16 protein-coding genes and 1 pseudogene are annotated in these 18,959 nt (G+C 68.9%); 7 read left to right on the top strand and 10 right to left on the bottom strand.

Annotated elements, in window-relative coordinates; all coding sequences use genetic code 11:
* Positions 1–101 precede the first annotated feature (101 nt).
* Positions 102–293, top strand: a pseudogene (locus tag AB0I04_RS43640) (IS256 family transposase); the annotation flags it as partial.
* Positions 294–955: 662 nt separating this feature from the next.
* On the opposite strand, the gene AB0I04_RS43635 reads toward AB0I04_RS43640, so the two are convergent.
* The gene (locus tag AB0I04_RS43635) at positions 956–1,519 is read right to left on the bottom strand and encodes a transposase (RefSeq protein ID WP_360898644.1); all 564 of its coding nucleotides are present in this window, start codon (positions 1,517–1,519) and stop codon (positions 956–958) included.
* 260 nt (positions 1,520–1,779) lie between these two features.
* The gene (locus AB0I04_RS43630; RefSeq protein WP_360898642.1) at positions 1,780–2,679 is read right to left on the bottom strand and encodes a winged helix-turn-helix domain-containing protein; all 900 of its coding nucleotides are present in this window, start codon (positions 2,677–2,679) and stop codon (positions 1,780–1,782) included.
* Positions 2,680–4,021: 1,342 nt separating this feature from the next.
* Between AB0I04_RS43630 and AB0I04_RS43625 the strand changes: the two genes are divergently transcribed.
* Positions 4,022–4,894: a HAMP domain-containing sensor histidine kinase gene (locus AB0I04_RS43625; protein ID WP_360898640.1), complete on the top strand. Its 873-nt coding sequence runs from the start codon at positions 4,022–4,024 to the stop codon at positions 4,892–4,894.
* Here the strand turns inward: AB0I04_RS43625 and AB0I04_RS43620 are convergent.
* Positions 4,851–5,228 carry a response regulator gene (locus AB0I04_RS43620; RefSeq protein WP_360898638.1) on the bottom strand — a complete coding sequence of 126 codons (378 nt, stop codon included), beginning with the start codon at positions 5,226–5,228 and terminating at the stop codon, positions 4,851–4,853. The two genes, AB0I04_RS43625 and AB0I04_RS43620, sit on opposite strands and share 44 nt — an antisense overlap.
* A gap of 70 nt (positions 5,229–5,298) precedes the next feature.
* A complete protein-coding gene (locus AB0I04_RS43615) occupies positions 5,299–6,276 on the bottom strand; it encodes a S16 family serine protease (RefSeq protein WP_360898636.1) in 978 nt (325 codons plus the stop codon).
* A gap of 42 nt (positions 6,277–6,318) precedes the next feature.
* Here AB0I04_RS43615 and AB0I04_RS43610 point away from each other — a divergent pair, with 42 nt between their 5' ends.
* Positions 6,319–7,029, top strand: coding sequence for a response regulator transcription factor (locus AB0I04_RS43610; RefSeq protein ID WP_360898634.1), 711 nt, complete (start codon positions 6,319–6,321; stop codon positions 7,027–7,029).
* Here the strand turns inward: AB0I04_RS43610 and AB0I04_RS43605 are convergent.
* Both AB0I04_RS43605 and AB0I04_RS43600 read right to left on the bottom strand, forming a co-directional pair.
* Positions 6,986–7,741: a hypothetical protein gene (locus tag AB0I04_RS43605; protein ID WP_360898632.1), complete on the bottom strand. Its 756-nt coding sequence runs from the start codon at positions 7,739–7,741 to the stop codon at positions 6,986–6,988. The two genes, AB0I04_RS43610 and AB0I04_RS43605, sit on opposite strands and share 44 nt — an antisense overlap.
* A gap of 14 nt (positions 7,742–7,755) precedes the next feature.
* Positions 7,756–8,541, bottom strand: a complete 786-nt coding sequence (locus AB0I04_RS43600) for a hypothetical protein (protein WP_360898630.1) — start codon at positions 8,539–8,541, stop codon at positions 7,756–7,758.
* A 1,403-nt stretch (positions 8,542–9,944) separates the two neighbouring features.
* On the opposite strand from AB0I04_RS43600, the gene AB0I04_RS43595 reads away from it, so the two are divergent.
* Positions 9,945–10,445, top strand: a complete 501-nt coding sequence (locus tag AB0I04_RS43595; RefSeq protein WP_360898628.1) for a GNAT family N-acetyltransferase — start codon at positions 9,945–9,947, stop codon at positions 10,443–10,445.
* A gap of 173 nt (positions 10,446–10,618) precedes the next feature.
* Here the strand turns inward: AB0I04_RS43595 and AB0I04_RS43590 are convergent, their stop codons facing one another.
* Entirely contained in the window at positions 10,619–12,724 is a 2,106-nt protein-coding gene (locus tag AB0I04_RS43590) for an MMPL family transporter (RefSeq protein WP_360898626.1), read from the bottom strand.
* 112 nt (positions 12,725–12,836) lie between these two features.
* On the opposite strand from AB0I04_RS43590, the gene AB0I04_RS43585 reads away from it, so the two are divergent.
* Positions 12,837–13,592, top strand: a complete 756-nt coding sequence (locus tag AB0I04_RS43585) for a TetR/AcrR family transcriptional regulator (protein ID WP_360898624.1) — start codon at positions 12,837–12,839, stop codon at positions 13,590–13,592.
* Here the strand turns inward: AB0I04_RS43585 and AB0I04_RS43580 are convergent.
* Both AB0I04_RS43580 and AB0I04_RS43575 read right to left on the bottom strand, forming a co-directional pair.
* The gene (locus tag AB0I04_RS43580) at positions 13,550–14,197 is read right to left on the bottom strand and encodes a hypothetical protein (protein WP_360898622.1); all 648 of its coding nucleotides are present in this window, start codon (positions 14,195–14,197) and stop codon (positions 13,550–13,552) included. The two genes, AB0I04_RS43585 and AB0I04_RS43580, sit on opposite strands and share 43 nt — an antisense overlap.
* A 32-nt stretch (positions 14,198–14,229) precedes the next feature.
* Complete coding sequence (locus AB0I04_RS43575) at positions 14,230–14,916, bottom strand: nucleoside monophosphate kinase (protein ID WP_360898620.1); 687 nt, start codon at positions 14,914–14,916, stop codon at positions 14,230–14,232.
* Between the two features lie 121 nt (positions 14,917–15,037).
* Between AB0I04_RS43575 and AB0I04_RS43570 the strand changes: the two genes are divergently transcribed.
* Together AB0I04_RS43570 and AB0I04_RS43565 are read left to right on the top strand one after the other, a co-directional pair.
* The gene (locus tag AB0I04_RS43570) at positions 15,038–15,652 is read left to right on the top strand and encodes a TetR/AcrR family transcriptional regulator (protein WP_360898618.1); all 615 of its coding nucleotides are present in this window, start codon (positions 15,038–15,040) and stop codon (positions 15,650–15,652) included.
* Positions 15,649–17,001 (top strand): carotenoid oxygenase family protein, encoded by a 1,353-nt coding sequence (locus tag AB0I04_RS43565; RefSeq protein ID WP_360898616.1) that lies wholly within the window; start codon positions 15,649–15,651, stop codon positions 16,999–17,001. The genes AB0I04_RS43570 and AB0I04_RS43565 overlap by 4 nt, the downstream gene beginning before the upstream one ends.
* Before the next feature lie 559 nt (positions 17,002–17,560).
* Here AB0I04_RS43565 and AB0I04_RS43560 read toward each other — a convergent pair.
* Entirely contained in the window at positions 17,561–18,760 is a 1,200-nt protein-coding gene (locus AB0I04_RS43560; protein ID WP_360898614.1) for an extracellular solute-binding protein, read from the bottom strand.
* Positions 18,761–18,959: the final 199 nt, after the last annotated feature.

Here is an 18,959-nt window from a genome sequence, read left to right as displayed (position 1 = left end):
CCAACGTCATCATCAGGCACATGTGGCGCGACGACGACCGCCGCAGCAGCCCAGCGCCCACCATCGCCGCAGCCGCTTGACAAGAGAGCTTCGAGTCCCTCAACGCCCGATTCCGTCAGGCCACCCGACGGCGCGGCCACTTCCCCACCGACCAAGCCGCGCTCAAGGTGCTCTACCTGGTCATTCGCAGCCCGCGCAAGAACCGGACTAACGTGACCGGGAAGACCGCGGGGTGGAAGGCAGCGCTGAACGCGCTGTCGCTCTACTACGGCGACCGCATCACCCTCCACTAGAAGTGATCACCGGCCCGCCCACAAAGATCCGGACAGTCCCGGCCGGACAGGCCCGAAAAAGGTGGGACTGCCGCAACGCCGCAGGGTGCGGCGTTGCGGCAGTCCCAATTGTGCAGGGCTACCTCGACTTCATGGTGTTGCTGCAGCCGGGGATGCGGCACCGCCAGGTGATGACACCGTCGGCGTCTGTGCTGACATAGCTCCACGAGCAGGCGTGCTGGCCGTTGTTGCTCATGAGCCAACCTCTTTTCTTTGTTTCCGCGCCCGGGTGGGCGGGGGTGCGTTCTCGGCGCACGGCTCATACCGTCCTCGATGCTGAGGTGGATGCAACTGGGCGACTGACTTTTTCTCACTAAGCTTCAGCGGATTCGGCGGTCTTCGAAGAGGGTGAGGACGTGGTCGGCGCGGACGAGACGCCCAACGCGTCTCATGCCGCGTCACCCTCCTCATGCTGACCGGACCCGCCCTAGTAGGACTTTGTTAGTTCGTCATGGCGGTCGCTGGTGGCAGGTGGGGCATCGGCCTGTCCAGGTCGCGAGCAGCACCTGGAGCTGTTTGAGGATTTTGTAGAGGCTCAGGCCGCCCCAGCCGCTTGGGGGCTGGTCGGGCGTAGTTCGGTGAGGATGAGATTGGGCAGCCGAAGCCAAGGTGACGTGGCGGTGCTAGCCGGTCCAGGAGCGGCCTTCGAAATGGGTGAGGCCGAGGCCGGTTTTGAGTTCGCGGTAGTCGAGTTCGATCCGCCAGCGGATCTTCGCCAGGCGGACGAGTGTCGTAATGGGGGTGCCAGCGGGCAGGGTGGACAGCTGGTAGTCGGTGGGCTCGGTTTCGCCGGGTGGCCATTCGGCCAGCAGCCAGCACTCGGGCAGGCTGCCGTCTGTGGCTTCGGGGATGTCGCGGTTGGCGGGGCGTACCCGGATCGCGGTGAAGCGGGAGCGCATCTTGGCGGTGGGGTTGCCTTTGGTCTTCTTGCTGCCTTGACGCCAGGTCACTTGCCGAAGGCTCGCGCGGCCGGTGGCCAGTGCCAAGTCGCGCAGGCTGGAGGCGTCCCCTGCGCAGCGTGGCCGCAGCGGGCGGCCTCGTCCGCCATAAGGGGCCTCCGCGGTACCGAGTCCCCGGGGGAAGGCACTGGTGGTGGCCTTGACCGCCATCACATAGGCGAGCCCGCGTTCGGCCGGCCCGAGCCGGAACGTGGTGTTGTCCCCGTAACCGGCATCGCCGACGACCAACGGCGGCACATACCCCAGGAGGCCAGTTCATCCAGCATCTGGAGCGCGAGCCGCCACTTGGGGATGTGCCCTTGCTCGCAGCTCAAGTGCCGCTTGGTGGTCAACCCGCCGCTCGAGCGGCCCAGCGCGTGATTGTCCGGCTGCATCTCGAAGGATCACGCGATGGCCGTCTCAGTTCACGACGCCACGCCTCTGATCAGCAAAAACTCGTACACCACGTCCGTGGATGCAACCGCCGAGGCTTCGGGGGCTTTGCTTGATTACCGGGTCGCTGGGGCGGGGTTGGCGGCTAGGAGGGCTGTCGCGGCGGGGGTGAGGTGGTGGATGACCTTCTTGCCGTCGCGGATCGACTGGATGAGGCCGGAGTCCCGCAGGGCGGTCGCGCTCATCGAGGCGGCTGGGACTGACACGTTGAGGCGGTGGGCGAGCTGGGAGGTGGAGGCGGGGGATTTGGCGAGCTCGCGCAGGGAGCGGGCCCGGCCTGGTCCGATCAGGGACGACAGGGTGTCTCGAAGCATCGAGGCAGGCCGGATCGGGGTGGGGGTGATCGAGTAGGTGAGGATGGGGATCTGTCCTGGCGTCAGGATCGGGTGGAGTCTGGCTTGGCCGAACGCGCAGGGCATCGCCACCAGTCCGCCTGTTGCGTCGAACTCGAGGGTGTCGGGGCCTGGGATGATCAGTTGCCCGTCTTTCCAGGCCAGTCCGTCGTGGAGGCCGGCGAGTGCGGCCGCCGGGCCTTGGGCCAGGAGGGTGGCGGCGCGTACGCCGAGGTCGGCGTGGAGTTGCCGGGAGATCTGCGTCCAGTCATCGGCCAGGCATGCGTCATAGAGCTTACGCAGCGCGTCCACGGTGCCGTTGAGGTCGGGAGATGCTGCCTCCAGGGCCTGGAGTTCGGTGTCGAAGCTCGGCTCGGTGTATCCATAGCCCGCCAGGGGCGGTGCGAGGAAGGCCGGCGAGGTTGAGGGGTCGGCATTGATTCGCGTGATGAGGTCGTACGCGGCTGCGGGAACGTTGCGGCGCGCTGTGTGCCACCAGGCGCGACGGAGTGAGGAGTCACGGCTGCACGCGGAATCGTGGACGCCGTGTACGAGGTGGCCGAGTGGTGAGAGCGCGAACCTGGTCTGGGCCAGGTCCACGGTGGGATAGCTGATCGTCGTCACATCACGCCCCCGAAGACGTATCAGAAACGATCTCCAGCGTAGAAGGCGCAAAGTTAGCGCGATCAAAGTCTGGCCAGATCAGGCCATGGAACCGAGCTGGCGGCGGGAGGACCGCGGGCGATCGTGGATTTAAACGATCGTACCTCCCTTGGCCGCTGCGCATAATGGCGACGCGTATCGGGCCGAGACGAATCGCACCTCCTCAGCCTGAATGACGCGCTCATCCTCAAGATCAGTGTCCGGGCACAACCTCTAAACCAGGAAGGTGGGCCGGTTGTGAAGTTCAGAATCGGAGCCGCGGGTTCGTACGGGTTTGTACGGGAAACGTGACTCCGTTCAGGCGGTCCGGACACCCTGGTCCTGCCGCTTCATGCAAGACAGGTCCAAACGGCAGCCCACGGGGGACGGCCGGAAGTCTCTGACCAGCCATGCAAGTCCGGACACACAACGGGAGACCTGATGAAACTCGCTCAACCTGAGCGGTCTCTGGCCGCCGCCGGGCGGGCGCGCGCCATACGGAGGCACATGAGTTTCAAGAAACTGCCGATATTTCTGCCGGAGGTTCTGCCTGGTGCAGTCGCGCCCGTACGTCGACGATGGTGCCGTCCGTTGATCATCCAGGAAGGGGCGTGGGGTGTATCCGCCCAGGCTTCAGGCCACACCACGCAGCGGATCCCGGCCCCACATCCCGGTGTGATCGCGACGTGATCGCGACATTGACCCGCCGTGCGAAGCTCGCGCCGAAGGCGCTCTCACCGTACCCCCGGCCCGACCACCCGCCATCTCCACCACAGCCGCTCCCCCGGAAAGACACCCATCAGCGAAGATCAGAACCACGCTCGCCGCCACCGCCGCTGTCTCCGCGCCGGCGTTCACCGCACCCGCGCACGCCGACGCCGCACCGCCCGGCTCGGCCGATACCGTCGCGTCCGCGATCCACACCCAGCCGGCCCGCCACCACGGCGGCCCACCTTTGACAGAACCTCCAAGGCTCCACCCAGTGCTGTTCCTCGCCCGGTGGCCTGAGCCTGAATCCACTGCTCGGCATTCGGTGGTGAAGATGTTCCGAGCATAACGATGCGGAGGGCCACGGGCGATCGTTTAACTCGCGGACTTAAACGATCGCGCCTCCCTTAGCCGCTTCGCATAATGGCGACGCGTATCGAGCTGAGAAGAATTGAGAGCGATGAAGTTCACTCGCAGGCGTGTTGTAGTCGCGACGACGACTCCTGCACTGCTGCAAGCATGGCCGTGCTCCCCGGTGCGGGGCATACCGACGACGTCAAGGTGTACGGCCTCACGGGCGACCGGCCGGCATCGAGCGTCCCGGGTGATCTTCGGCATGCTGGGTGAAGCGCTGACAGATGTGGGCCGGGCCCTGGGGGCGTTCTGGAACGACGTGTGGAATCGCCATGACACCGGGGAGGAACGAGCTCGGGTCAGCACCGTCGCCGACCGGTCCGGCACCGCTCTCACGGCCGTGGACGGTGTCGACGTGTCGAAGCGGCGGCGGCTCGAGGACGCACGGGCGCTGTTGCTGGACTCCGTACGCCACGAGTTGCACGGCCCGCTGACCGTGATCAGCGGCCACGCGCAGTTGCTGGGCAAGTTCCTCCCGGACGACCGGCACGTGGCGGACTCCGTCGAGGCGATCCTCGACGCCGTGGAGATGATGCACCACGTCGTCAGGGGTCTCACCGCCGTCAGTGCCTCGGATCCGGCCGCTCTCCGGCCGATGAAGGCCGAATCGATCGATGTGACGGCACTACTACACCGGACTCTGCGGACCATCCCGTCGGTAGCGGCGCGTACGCTGATCGACTCTTCTCCCGGCCACACCGTGCGTGCTGATCCGTTGGGGCTGCGGCAGTGCCTGCTGCTGGCCCTCGGCAACGCACAGAAGTACGCGCCCGACGGGAAGATCACCGTGACGGTGCGCGAGGTCGGCTCATATGGAGTCATCGGCATCGCGGACGAAGGACCCGGCATTCCCGATGAAGAACGCGCCCTCGCAACGCGGCCGTACTATCGGGCGACCGCCGCCGGGAACCTTCCAGGGTCGGGGCTGGGACTCTACATCGCGGACATGATGATGGCCGCCATGGGGGGACGGATCGAACTGGTGACCGCCCCGTCCGGTGGCCTACAGGTCGATTTCTGGATCCCTCTCGTCAATCCGGGCGCGCCGATCGGCCGCCCGCGAGTGCGGAGATGAGCTCACGGAGCTGATCGAGGTCGAACGGCTTCGCGAGAACGCGGGTCAGGGAGCCGTCATCCAGGTCGCCTGACATGCCTGCGTCGGCGGTGAGAACCAGGACAGGCAGATTCGCGGTATGGGCAGCGGCGCGAATCCGGGTCACGAGATCGGCCCCGTCGATGTCCGGGAGCATCCGGTCGAGAATCAGCAACCGCGGCAGGGAGGCGGTGGTGAGCCGGTGCCACGCCTCGTTGCCGCCCCCGGCCAGGTCCGCCTCATGACCATCGCGTTCCAGGATCATTCGGAGCAGCCGTCTGACTCCGGGATCGTCGTCGACGATGAGCACCCTCATCTGGTCTCCGGTCCGATGGGCATCCGTGGTGCAGACGCTATCAGCGCCCGCCCGGTCGGTGCCGCAGGCCTCAAGACGCCTCGCAGGCCGGGGAGCGCCCGCCGACGGCGCACAGCCACTTCACCGCATCGGAGACGGAGCCGACCGGGACGATCCGCATCGTGCCGCCCCGCGCCGCCCGTACAGCGACGTCGCGTTGAAGGGCCGGCACGAAGAACACGTCCGCGTGGGCCGCCATCGCGGCTTTGACCTTCTCCGCGACTTCACCGACCGTGGTTACGGAGCCGTCAAGGCCGACTCCACCGGTGCCGGCGACGTGGTGAGCGCCGATGAGGCGTCCCGAGCCCAGTGCGTCGACACGGGCCAGTGTCAGGATCAGCCCGGCCGACGGCCCTTGTACGACGCCGAGTGGAAACGCGGTCGCGGCGACAGCGGAATCCACCCGTACCGCGGCGAGCGAGGCGCTCGATATCCCCATGGTCGTGGATGTCCCCAGCGACTCGCCGGAGATCCTGCGGGCCACGAGGAGGCGCACGTTCCCCGTGGCGGCGGTGACGGACCCCAGATCGGTCTGGTCGCGGAGCGGCGCCAGGTGCCGGGCGTCACCGGCGGCCAGGAGCACGTCACCGGGGTGCAGCCCAATCGTGGCCGCCGCTCCCGCCATCCCGGTCACCTGTAGTCCGGCGCTGCCGGTCGGTGTTCGGCGGCCGGCCAGTTGGGCGGCGACGAGTGCGGCCGTGGTCTGCGAGGCGTCCATCGCCTCGCTCATCGCATCGGTCGTCGCCGGGCCGGGACCCCGCATCCGGACCATGTGTTCCTCCGTGAGCCCGGCCAACGCCCACCGGAACCAGGTGCTGTGCCGCACGACCACCGTTGTCACCAGCCAGGATCCGCGCGCCGGCGGACCGATCCGGATGACCGGACCGGGGTCGATCCGGTCGTACGGCGAGCCGGTCACACCGAATCCGCAGAGCATGAGCAGGGAGAGGATGACGCCGTAGCGAATGTGTCTGGCCCTCTCCCTGTCACGCGTTGCGACATCTGCCATGGTCTGACCCTTAGACGACCACATTGGGTATTGTGGGGATTCGTGCCACTTGTTCTCCTCATCGACGACGACCCGCGATTCATCAAGGTCGTTACAAGCCTGCTGACCAGGCGCAATTTTCAGGTGAGGTCCGTGTCCAACGTGGAACAGGCCCGGCACGCGCTACGCCGCATGGACATCGACCTCGCACTGCTCGACCTCAACCTCCCCGACATGGACGGGCTGTCCCTCATCCATCAGTTGCGCGAAGAGGGAAACAACACGCCCGTGATCCTGCTGACCGCTCGCAGCGAGCCACACGAGCAGGTCCTCGGGCTGCGGCTCGGCGGCGACGACTACATCACGAAGCCGTTCGACCCGGAGCTGCTGCTCGCTCGGATCCACGCGGTGCTACGGCGTAGCTCGGCCGGTGCCGGCAGGACGACCGATCGGGAGCGAAGCGACCTGGTCGAGCTTCCGCCCGTACGGATCGACCTTTCGGCGCGACAGGTCTTCAAGCACGGGGTGACGGTGCAGCTGGCCCCGATGGAATATGCCGTCCTGGAGTTCCTGGCGCTCAACCGCGGCCGCGCGGTCTCCAAGGAGGAGATCATGCTGCAGGTCTGGGGCACCGACCGGGGCATTTCTCGGACGCTCACCGAGCACATCTCCCGGCTGCGCCGCAAGCTCGGCGAAGGCCTCGTGGTGACCAAGATGGGATACGGATACATCATCCCGGCCGCTTCTGAGGTTCCCGAAACCAAAGCTCAGTGACGAGGACGTTCTTCTTCTCCACCCGGCACCACATCTGGTGGCGCTGGCTCTGCACGGTGGCGCGCCACCGGGCCATTCCCAGGTCGCGGCCGAGCCCGTTCTTGGGCCGGGCGGGCCAGGGCAGCCCGACCTGCCGCCCCAGTTGTTCGAGTTCACTTCGGGTCAAATGGGCGGAGGCCGACCGTACGGTGTGGATGGTGAACTCCTCGTGCTCGCGGACCGACACCTGCTGATGCTCGAGTCCGTTCAGCAGCGCGGTATGGGTACGGAGTACGTCCCTCACCATCTGCTCTGCGAGCCCTTCGGGCGTCCGCACTTCCTCGAGTTCTCCGAGCAGTCCGACGAACCCGTCGATCGCCGAGGCGAGGAGTTCGGTGTCGTCCCCGGAATCTTCGCCGGCCGCCTCGGCGAGCAGCCTGGCCGTGACCGCCGCGATCGACAGCTCGCCCTTCATCCGGTGGACGAGGCCCATGACGAACCGATCGTGCCACTCCTCCGGTCGCGTCTCCTCGTCATGGCGTACGAGCAAGGCGGACGTCCCGCTGATCGGCACCGCGGTGAGCGGGCCGCTGCTGAACACGGACTGCCAGGTCAGGGCCTGGCCGGCGAGAATGAGAGATTCCCGGTCCAGGTAATCCTCATCATCGCCGCGCAGATCTTCGACACCGCGGGGCGGAGACCCAGCCCTCGCGTGAACGACCGTGGAACGCATCGCTATGTCTGATCTCAAACCTGGTCCGCCGAGTCCGACGCGGCCTGATCGGCCTTGAGCCGGTCCATCGCCTTCCGGAGGTCGGTGCCGGCCTTGACCACCTGAACATAGAGGCCGGTCAGCTGCCCGGCGAGCTGGGCGTTCAGGCCGCCCGCGCCGATGCCGCCGGAGAGCTGGTGCTCCTCTACCGCCACGACCGCGTCATCGCGTTCGACGAGGACGTCGGTGACCGCGACGGGGCTCATCGCATTCCGCAGATAGGCTGCCCGGTCGCTGGAGTATTCGATGATCTCGAGTTTCTCCCTGCCGAACGCGTGGTTCAGCAGCCGCTCCGCACCCTTGATCCGGCTGGCGCCCCGGCCGATGCAGGCGCCCCGAGCGTCGACTCCCAAGGTCGTCGGAGCCACGGCGACCTTCGCCTTGGTACCGGCGACCCGCGCCACGTTCTTGATGACGACCTTCCCCGCGAGGATCTCGTCGACGAATCCCGACAGGATCCGCTCGACCAGTTCGGGAGCCGTCACCGACAGCAGCAGCCGCTCCGCGCCGTCCTGTTCTCCCTCGGCGACGCCGGTGACGAGCGCGACGAGGGTGTCCCCCGGCTCCAACCGGGGCGGTGGCGTTCCCTCGGGGAGGTCGTACGCGTCGGCGCGCAGCAGGAGCGCATCCCAAGCCTGTCCGGTGCCGGCGTCATAGACGGTGCAGTTGAATCCGTCAGGGCCGCCGGCCTTGATGTGCGCGGTCACCGTCGTGCCGACGAGCGGTGACTCGAGCTCGAGGTCGCTCAGGATGGTTGACACTGGTCATGGACCTCTCGTTTGGCAGGCGGGCTCTGGCTTTGCCTGGTCGTATACCGCACTCTACGGCGCGGCCTCCTGACCTCTAAAGTCCGTGCGCCTGCGGATTCGCAACCCGAAATCGCAAGTCTTCCCCGCCTTCCGCTCCACCGCCGCGCCGCGGCCTCGGGTCGCGCCCCACCGGCCGCGCCGCCCGGCCTGATCGAGCCGACCCGCCCGGTCGCCGCTGCGACTCGCCTCACGTCGCCGACAGCAGGCGGCGAAGGAGACCCGGCGTCGATCCAGGTCTGCCCAGGCGCGGGAAGCCGCGCGGCAATCAACTCGGCCGTCTTCGCCGGCAGTCGTATCGGTGGCCTCAACGCGGAGACGCGGCCCTGCCCAGAGAAGGGCAGGGCCGCTGTTGTGGGCAGAGACGCATAGGTCTCTACGCCCTTTTCCGCCGGTTACCAGACCATGTCCGGTGCCGGCTCATGCGGCCGCGGCTCATCCGGCCGCGGCTCGATCGTCGGGCGGCGCGGCGGGTCGTTCGTCGGCACGGGTGTGCACATGGCGATCCTCCAGATCTGCGATGTCACCGTCATCACGTCTTTTTGACGTGCACCGTCCCCGGCTCCGGATGGATCCAGGTACTTGCGATAGTCCGGCTTCGGGCGCTGACCGCCGCCCGGATCCGGGGCGATCTGCGTGCGCTTGACGCCACGGTCCTGGCAAAGGGGCGAACACGCGACTCAAAAGCTTGGACACCCTGCCGAGGTCTCATTGCGACCTACAAGGCAGGCAAGAGCATCAACGGCGTGCCGCCCATGAACTATAAGATCATCCTCCGAATAGAACGGAAGAGGTGCCTCGACGCACGCCGCAATGCGGCGTACGTCGAGGCTGCTGGTCTCGCGCCCTCAGGGAATCCCCGACGACGCTTTGTCATGTCACTGGGCGCCCCTTAGTAGGGGCGCCCACGCCGGGACCGGATCAGCTGGTGGTTTCCTGGTGTCCGCACTCCGTGCACTCAATCACCTTGTCCCCGACCTTCCGCCATGTGGGGTGCGTGCAGGTCTCCGACATGTGTCCCTCTTTTCGTTCGGGGTGATGTGACGGGCTTTTAGCCGTCAGTAGGAGCTGTCCGTGTTTGCCGGGCCTCAGCAAATTCATATGACGCATGTCACATTAAAGCTACATTCTCGATCAATCAGGGGTCGCGTGCATCCTCCCCAGGAGCACAGCGGCGACGGCCGGCACGCTGCTCCCCGGTGTACGGAGTCGCGGGCGTGATGGGCAACTTCCTCTCGGGCGCCGGGGCGGCCCGTTCGCCGCGGTCGGCGCCTATCTCGGCGCGGCTGTCCGCCGGGTCAGCAGATAGACAGCGAACCGGCCGCGCGCGAGCGGCCGATTCCCTACTGTGGCCTGGCATGAGCAGCAGCTCCCGCGTCGAACTCGTCGAGGCGTCCTTCGACGACCCGATCGTGACCGGCCTGCACGTCGAGCAGGCGGCCGAGCTGGCCGCCCGGTTCGGCGCGGACGCCGACCACCCGCCGGCGGCCGAGCCGGGAACGGTCTTCCTGGTCGCCCGTGAACGCGGCGAGCCGATCGGCTGCGCCGGGGTGCGGTGGGTCACCGCGGCGGGCCGGCAGGCGTCCGGTGCGGAGGGCGCGGAGGTCGGCCAGATCTACGTCCGGCCGGAGTATCGCGGCGTCGGCGTCATCCGGTTGCTGCTGCGCGGGGCCGAGGATCTCGCTCGCCGGCGCCGCTGCCGGATCGCGCGCCTGAAGGCGGCCGATCTCCGGGACGCCGGCCTGTACGAGTCCAGCGGGTACGTGCGCATCCCGCCCTTCGGATCCCATCCGCCGCGAAGCCTCTGCTTCGAGAAGACGCTCCGGACGGAGACCGGCCCACGACCTCCGTCGCCGTGACCGGCTCGACGCCGACGCCGTGACCGGCCGGTGTGGTCGCCCCGTCGGAACGGGGAACCCACACCGGCCGGATCCGTCAGCCCACACCGGCCAGACCCGTCAGCCCGTATCGGCCGGTCCTGCGAGTGCGGTTCCCGTTGCCCGAACTCCGAACACGGGTCCCATCGCTCGTCTCAGCCGGACTCGCGGAGGGCGACGCGGGCGTGCAGGCGCTGCAGCGGGGCGGGCAGCCACCAGTTGGCCCGGCCCAGCAACCGCATCGTCGCCGGCACGAGCAGCGCCCGTACGAGCGTGGCGTCGACGACCACGGCGACGAGCAGGCCGACGCCGATCAGCTTGATGAAGGAGATGTCCGACGTCGTGAACGCGGCGATCACGACGGCCAGCAGGAGGGCGGCGTTGGTGATGATCCGGCCGGTGCTCTGCAGCCCCGCGGCCACGGCGGCGGTGTTGTCCCGTGTCCGCTGCCATTCCTCCCGGACCCGGCTGAGCAGGAAGAGCTCGTAGTCCATCGACAGCCCGAACGCCACGGCCAGGATCAGCACCGGCTGCGACGCCTCGACCGTACCGGTGGACGTGAAGCCGAGCACGCCCGCGAGGTGGCCGTCCTGGAACCCCCAGACCATCACGCCGAAGGCGGCGCTCAGCGACAGCACGTTCATGACGAGGGCCTTGAGCGGCAGCAGGACCGATCCGAGCGCGGCGAACAGCAGCGCGAACGTCACCGCCCCAACGAACAGCGCGGCCCAGGGCAGGACACGCCCCAGGCTGCTCAGCAGGTCCACCAGCTGAGCGGTCTCCCCACCGACGTACGCGGCACCGGGCGCGGGCAGCGAGCGGATCCGCCGGACCAGGTCGCGGGCGTCACCGGACTGGGGGTCGGCGCCGAAGCGTACGGCGATGTGCGTCGCGTCCCGTCCGGTGTCGGCGAGCGTCGCCGTCGTGACTCCGGGGACGCCGCGCAGCCGGTTCACGTAGGCGTCGAGCTGCGGACGGGACACGGGGCCGGTGACCACGACGTCGATCGGCGAGAGCGCGCCGTGCGCGAAGTCGCGGTCGAGGGTCGTCGCGACCGTACGCGCCTCCGAACTGCTCGGCAGCGCGCGGACGTCGATGCTGCCGAAACGGATGCCGAGGAACGGCGCCCCGAGGGCGAGCAGGACGATCGTCACGCCGACCGCGTACGCCACGGGCCGGCGCATGACGCTGTGCGCGAGCCGGAACCACGGTCCGCGCTCCGCGCCGTCCGCCCGTCGGCGGGGCAGGACGCGGAGCGCGTCGACCCGCCGCCCGAGGACCGCGAGCAGGGCCGGCAGGACGGTGAGGGCGGCCACCATGTCGACGAGGACGACCGCGATGCCGCCGAGGCCCATGGACCGCAGGAACATCTGCGGGAAGAGCAGCAGGCCGCCGAACGCGATGGCGACCGTGACGCCGGAGAAGGCGACGGTGCGGCCGGCGGTCGTCATCGTGCGGGTCAGGGCCTCGCGCTCGGAGTCCGTGCGGCCGAGCTCCTCGCGGAAGCGCGTCACGATGAAGAGCGAGTAGTCGATGGCCAGCCCGAGCCCCAGCATGGTGATGATGTTGATCGCGAACGTGGACACGTCCGTCGTCATGGTGATCACACGCAGGACGGTGAACGCGCCGAGGATGGCGACGCCGCCGATCGTGAGCGGGAGCAGCGCGGACATCACACTGCCGAAGATGACGACGAGCAGGATCAGCAGGATGGGCATCGAGATCGTCTCGGCCCGCGCCAGGTCCTTCGAGGTCTGGTCGTGGAGTTGGCTGTTGACGGCGACGGTGCCGCCGCGCAGGGTCGTGAGGCCGGGCGCGGCGAACCGGTCGCGGACCTTCTCGTAGGTCGTGACGCGTGCGGGGACGTCGGCCCCGGCGAGCCGTACGGCGACGTAGGTCGCGTGCCGGTCGCGGGAGACGAGGGCCGGCGAGCCGGTGTTCCAGAACGTCGTCACGCCCCGGACCTGGTCGCGGGGCAGCCGGTCGAGGGTTCGGGTGACGGCGTCGCGGAAGGCCGGGTCGTCCACGGTGCGCGACGCGCTCTCGTAGAGCACGACCAGGTCTCCGGCGGGCGGGCCGATCCGTTCGTTGATGAGCGCGGTGGCCCGCGCCGACTCGGAATGAGGATCCTCGAAGCCGCCGCCCTTGAGCGCCCCGAAGACCTGGGTGCCCCACACGACGGCGAGAACGGCGAAGACGGCGGCCGCGCCCAGGACCCACCGGCGTCGGCGGTGGGTCAGGCGGGCGAGTGATTCGAGCATGGTCGGCTCCCCCCGGAGTAACCTGTTATCGACGATCAGAAGAGTTAACACCGTTTATTCGTTAACGCTGTTTACCGAAGCACACATCGTTAACAACTGTCAAGGGAGCAGCGTGACGACCCGCCGCGAACGCATGCGCGAGGCCACCGTGCGCGAGATCCAGGAGGCGGCGCGCCGGCACCTGCGGGCCCACGGCCCGTCGGGCATCTCCGTGCGGGCCATCGCCCGCGACATGGGCATGACCGCGCCCGCCCTCTACCGCTACTACGCGAGCCTGGACGACCTCATCGCGGCCATGATCGAGGGCTACAAGGGCGAGATCCGCGAGACGGTCGAGGCGGCCCGGGACACCGTGCCGGCCGAGGATCTCATCGGCCGACTCGCCGAGGCGTCGCGGGCCTTCCGGCGCTGGGCGCTCGACCACCGGCCGGAGTTCACGATGATCTTCGGGGCTCCGCCCCCGGGGTACGCGCCGCCGGCGAAGGACGCCGGCCCCTCCCCCATAGGCTTCGGCGCCGTCTTCTTCACCATGATGGCCGATCTGTGGGAACGCGAGCGGTTCCCCGTGCCCGCCGACGAGGACATCCCGCCCGCGCTGCGCGACCAGCTCCTGCACTTCGCCAAGTCGTGCGGCCTCGACCGGGCCGGTGTCCCGCTCGGCCTGATCCGCCTCTACGCCGGAGCCTGGGTGCGGCTGTACGGCCTCGTCGCGATGGAGGCGTTCGGGCACGTGAAGTTCATGCTGGACGACGGGGCGCCCCTGTTCGAGGCCGAACTCGCCGACATGTTCACGTCCCTCGGCCTCGAATCACCCGCCCCGGCGGGTCACAGGCCCTCGGCGAGCGCCGCCCAGAACGCCGACTCGTAGGCGTGCAGCATGCGGGCGGCGCGCAGCGCCTCCCGCGGGTCCTCCCCGGCCGCCAGCCCCTGCTCGATGACCGCCGTCGCCTGCTCGGCGAAGCCGGGCGGCGGCGCGGCGAAGTAGCGGAAGAAGGCGACGCCCTCCTCGGCGAGGTCGTACCGGGAGGCGAGGACGTCGGCCGTCCGGCCGCAGTACGTCCCCCACTCCTCGAGGTTGGCCAGCATCGCGAGCGCGAGGCCGCTGCGGGTGCCCGACAGGGCGCTCCACGCGAGGTACGCCGGATAGGCCTGCGCGAGCGGACGCGGCTCGTACGCTCGCAGGTCGTCCTCCGTCAGCCCGAGGGCGGCGGCGAAGCCGGCCAGCAGGCCCAGCGCGGTGCCCTCGCCCCCGGCCAGGGCGAGGAAGAGGTCACCTGCCGGCGGGTCCGGGAAGCGTGCGGCGAAGAGGGCGAAACTGCGGCGGTCGCTGCGCACGATGTGCCACTGCTCCCCCGCGAGCCAGGTCAGCCGCTCCCGTGGCACGGCCGAGGCCTCCAGCAGGTCGAGGAAGCGGTTGCCTCCCGGCGGGTTCTCCGCGCGGGCACGGCGGACGAGGTCCTCGGCGGCGGTCATGGTCTCAGCCGAACATCCGGGTGCCGCCCGCGTCAATCGGGACGCGCGGAGTCGTCCTCTTCGAGAGGCCGGACGGGATGGTGCCCGTCGAGGCCCAGTCGCTCGCGGATATCCCGCTGCACCGTCTCCGGGTCGTGCTGCGCGTCGACCCCGAAGACGAACTCCTTGCGCCGGAACAGCTCCAGCACCGGGTTCGTCTTCTCGTGGTAGTCGCGCAGGCGGGCCGCGAGCGCCTCGGGAGTGTCGTCCTCCCGGGTGACCAGTTCGCCGCCGCAGACGTCGCAGCGACCGGGCCGTTTCGGCCGGTCCTCGATGAGGTTGTAGTCCATGCCGCACACGGAGCAGAGCCGGCGGGCGAGGACCCGGCGGCGGACCTCGGAGTCCGGCAGGTCGAGGTAGATCACGCCGTCGATGTCGTAGCTCTCCAGGAAGAACTCGGCCTGACGGCGGTTGCGCGGGAACCCATCGATGATGAAGCCGTAGTTCCAGTCGTGCTGGTCGAGGCGGTCACGGACGATCCGCTCGACGAGGTCGTCACCGACCAGCTGCCCGTCCGCCATGATCCGGCGCACCTGAGCGCCGATCTTGGTGTGGTTCTTCACATGCCATCGGAAGACGTCGCCGACGCTGATCTGCACGAGGTCGTACTCGCGCGCCAGCATGGCGCCCTGGGTGCTCTTGCCGCTTCCCGGTACTCCCATGACCACGTACTTGCGCACCGTCCGCAGGATGGCACAACGCATGCTCCGCTGTCAGCCGACCGGGGACTTGACACGCCGACCCGGAGGAGCGTAGTAACAGTGTTATTGGCCAATAACGCTGTTTTTGAAGGGATCGTCGATGGACGCAACCCCTTATGCGCGGGCCCAGGTGCGCGGACAGTCCGCCCTGCGTACGACCCTGCTCGACATCGCCGGCGAACTCCTGGCGACCGAGGGGCCCGAGGCGCTGTCCATGCGGCGCATCGCGTCGGCCGCGGGCTGCTCGACGACGGTCCTGTACACCCTCTTCGGCGGGAAGGACGGGCTGGTCGAGGCGCTGTACGTCGAGGGGTTCTCCCGCTTCAGCCGGCGCTTCGAGGCCGTCCGGGAGGACGACCCGCTCTACCGCCTGTACGCGCTCGGCCACGCCTACCGCGCCACCGCGCTCGCCGCACGCAACTACTACGACCTCATGTTCGGCCGGCCGATCTCCGGATGGGAGCCGAGTCCCGAGGCGATGGACGTCGCTCAGGAGACCTTCGGCCACCTCGAGCGCGCCGTCGCCGCCTGCCTGGAGCAGGGCCGCATCCCCTCGGGCGATCCGAAGGTGATCGCCGAGTCGCTCTGGTCGGTGGCCCACGGCGTCGTGAGCCTGGAGCTCGCCGGCCACCTGTCCGATCCGGACGCCGTGTTCACGGCGGCCATCACCGCCATCGGATTCGGCTTCGCGCCAACAGAGGAGGAGGACCAGTGACCACGCGATTCCTGACCGGTGCGTTCGCGCCGGCCACCGACGAGGTGACCGCCTTCGACCTGCCCGTCACCGGGCGAATTCCCGTCGAACTGAACGGCCGCTACCTGCGCAACGGCCCCAACCCGCTCGGCCTGGAGGACCCGGAGGCCTACCACCTCTTCGTCGGTGAGGGCATGGTGCACGGCGTCCGGCTGCGCGACGGCCGCGCCGAGTGGTACCGCAACCGGTGGGTCCGGTCGCGCGAGGTCGCAAGCCGGCTCGGCGAGGAATGGCCCGGCGAGGAATGGCCGGGCGGCCCCGACGACGAGGACTTCGACTTCGCGGCCAACACACACGTCCTCGCCCACGCGGGCCGCACGCTCGCACTGGTCGAGGCGGGCCCGCGCCCGTACGAGCTGTCCTATGAGCTGGACACGGTCGGCCCGTTCGACTTCGGCGGCACGCTGCCGGGGGCCTACACCGCGCACACGAAGCACGACCCGCGCACCGGCGAGCTGCACGCCGTCGCGTACCACTTCGGCTGGGAGTACATCCAGTACCTCGTCGTGGACGCCCAGGGCGCCGTCACCCGGACGGTGAACGTCCCGGTGCAGGACGGCCCGATGATGCACGACTTCGCGCTCACCGAACGCCACGTGATCCTCTACGACCTGCCGGTGACCTTCAGCATGGACCTCGCGGCCGACGGCGCGCGGCTGCCCTACGCCTGGAACCCCGCGCATCCGGCACGCGTGGGGATCATGCCTCGTGACGGCGACGGCTCCTCCGTGCGCTGGATCGACATCGATCCCTGCTTCGTGTTCCACACCCTCAACGCGTACGAGGACGGGGACCGGCTCGTCGTCGACGTGGCGCGGTATCCGAAGATGCTGGTGAGCGGCCGGCTGGAGGAGACCCCCGCGCCCGCCCTGGACCGCTGGACGATCGACCCCGCGGCCGGGAGGCTCTCGTCCCAGCGCATCGACGACCGGCCACAGGAGTTCCCCCGGGTCGACGAGCGTCTCGTCTCCGAGCCGCACCGCTACGGCTACACGGTGAGCGCGGCGGAGCTGCTGCGCACGAAGGCCGGCGAGGCGCTGCTCAAGCACGACTACCTGACGGGCGTCGCCGAGGTCCGGGAATTCGCGGCGGGCGCCGCCGTCGGGGAGGCGGTCTTCGCCCCGCGCTCGCCCGACGCCGCCGAGGACGACGGCTACGTCATGGCCCTGGCGTTCGATCCCGAGCGTGGCGCCACCGACCTCATCATCCTCGCCGCACAGGATTTCACCGGCGAGCCGGTCGCCCGGATACACCTGCCGACCCGAGTTCCGGCTGGCTTTCATGGCAGTTGGGTGCCTGACCAAAACTGAGCGCTAATCCCGGAGAATCGTATGCGAGCGGCAATTCTCCAGGGTTTTGCCCTGCCTTGTGGTTTCCCACACTGACGCCTCACCAGCCCACCGGTAGAAATGGAGGCCGAACGGAGCCGAGAAGTTTGGGGGGACGTCATGGCCCGTTCCACACCGACATTCGATCCGAGGGGCCTCACCATCGAGCAATGCTGGGGTGAGGCGTGCGTGATCTGCCACAAGAGGTGGCCCCGACCCCGTGTACACGTCGGCCGGCTGCCGGACGACTCTCGCGTGTTCGCCTGCGATGACTGCGCCCCCGCGCTGCGCATTCCGGTCCAGCAGACCCGAGGCCGGCGCGCGAAGATCAGAGCCTAACCGGAAAAGGAGCGTCCTGGGTCCGGGGGGAGCCCAGGACGCCCGATGAGAGACGCGCGCTCGGCGGGGGCGGCCGAGCGCGCGTCTCCTCTTTTCGGTCATCCGATCCGGACGCGGCTAGGGCGTGTCCGGTGGATCTCGTTCGCGGCGAGCTCGCACTCTGGACGCCGCGCAGTAGGACAGCGGGACTTCGAGACAGGCCCTAGTGGCGTGCGGTCTGCCAGGCGCGGGTCCAGGCGGCGTAGTCGGCGCAGTCCTCGCCCGGTCCGCCGCAGTCCTTCGCGGGCGTACGGGCAAAGATGATCTTGTTGAGGTACGACCGGTCGCCGACGTGGTAGGCACTGCAGAACTGCGCGCGCAGCCGGTCGCGCCCACAGGCCTCCGGATTGGCCGGGGCGACGCCGTCCCACTCCGCCACCTGCTGCTGGACCTCCGGAGAACTCACCCAGTTGAGCCACTGGTACATGCAGTTGGGATGGCTCCCACGGGCCCCGACCATCCAGGCGTCCATCCAGCCGGTGACGCCCTCGCGCGGGGTCACCCCGGCGACGGACCGGCCGCTCCGGCTGAGCACGTCCACCTGGTAGGGCCAGACCTGGCCCAGGGCGGCCTGCCCGTCGGCGAACGGCGCGATGGCGTCGGACGGGTTGAGCCAGTACGTGCTGACGTACGGGTGCTGCTTGGCGATGACCGACTGCGCCGCGGCGAGCTGCTTGCCGGTCAGCGCGAACGGGTTCTTGATCTTCAGCTTCGGATCGTGCGCCTTGAGGTAGAGGGCGACGTCGCCGAACGTCAGCGGGCTGTCGCGGACCACGAGACGGCCGGCGTACTTCTTGGCCTCCGCCGGATCGAACAGCGCGCCCCAGCTGTCCGGGGCCGTGCGCACGACCTTCTGGTCGTACATCAGGAGGTTCGCCCCCCAGGTGAAGGGCACTCCGTAGGGCTTGCCGGCCTTGGTGAGCTGCGCGCGGAGGGCCGGTTCGAGGTCCTTGTACCCGTCGATCAGGTCGGGGTTGACCGGCACGACCTGCCGGTCTGCCACGAGCTGCCCGGCGATCTCCGGTGGCGCGGCGACGCCGTCGTAGCGGAGATTCGGCTTCGACATCAGCTGGAGCATCTCCTGCGCGTTGGCCGCGTATTTGACGTCCACCCGGCACCGGGTCTTCTTCTGGAACGGCGTGACCCAGTCGACCCGGGGGTCGTTGGAGCCGTCCTCGGCGTAGCCGCTCCACGTCAGGAGGGCGACCGAGCCCTCACCCGGTCCCATGGTGTCGGCCGCCCGGACCTCTCGCACGCGGTGGCCGCCGTCTCCGCTTCCACCGCCACCGCTGCAGCCGGCCAGGCCGAGCACGGCGGCCAGCACGGCCGACACGGCTGCCGTGCGCCGTCGTGAACCCCTCATCCCGCTCCCGTCTCATCGAACACGTCTCTCGCGAGCGTAACGACATGTGCGGGCGAGTGCGGACCGGACCCACGATCAGGAGAAGTGGAGGTCCGGGCAACCGTGCCGGGGGCTACACGGTTGCCCGGACTCCTGCGGCCTCAGGAGAGCGCCCCTCTGCGGTCACGCCTGTCACGGAGGTGTTGGAGGGGGAGGCGGC

The organism is Actinoallomurus sp. NPDC050550 (assembly GCF_040655075.1).
Classification (GTDB): Bacteria; Actinomycetota; Actinomycetes; order Streptosporangiales; family Streptosporangiaceae; genus Actinoallomurus.
This window is presented reverse-complemented; position numbering and strand designations above follow the sequence as displayed.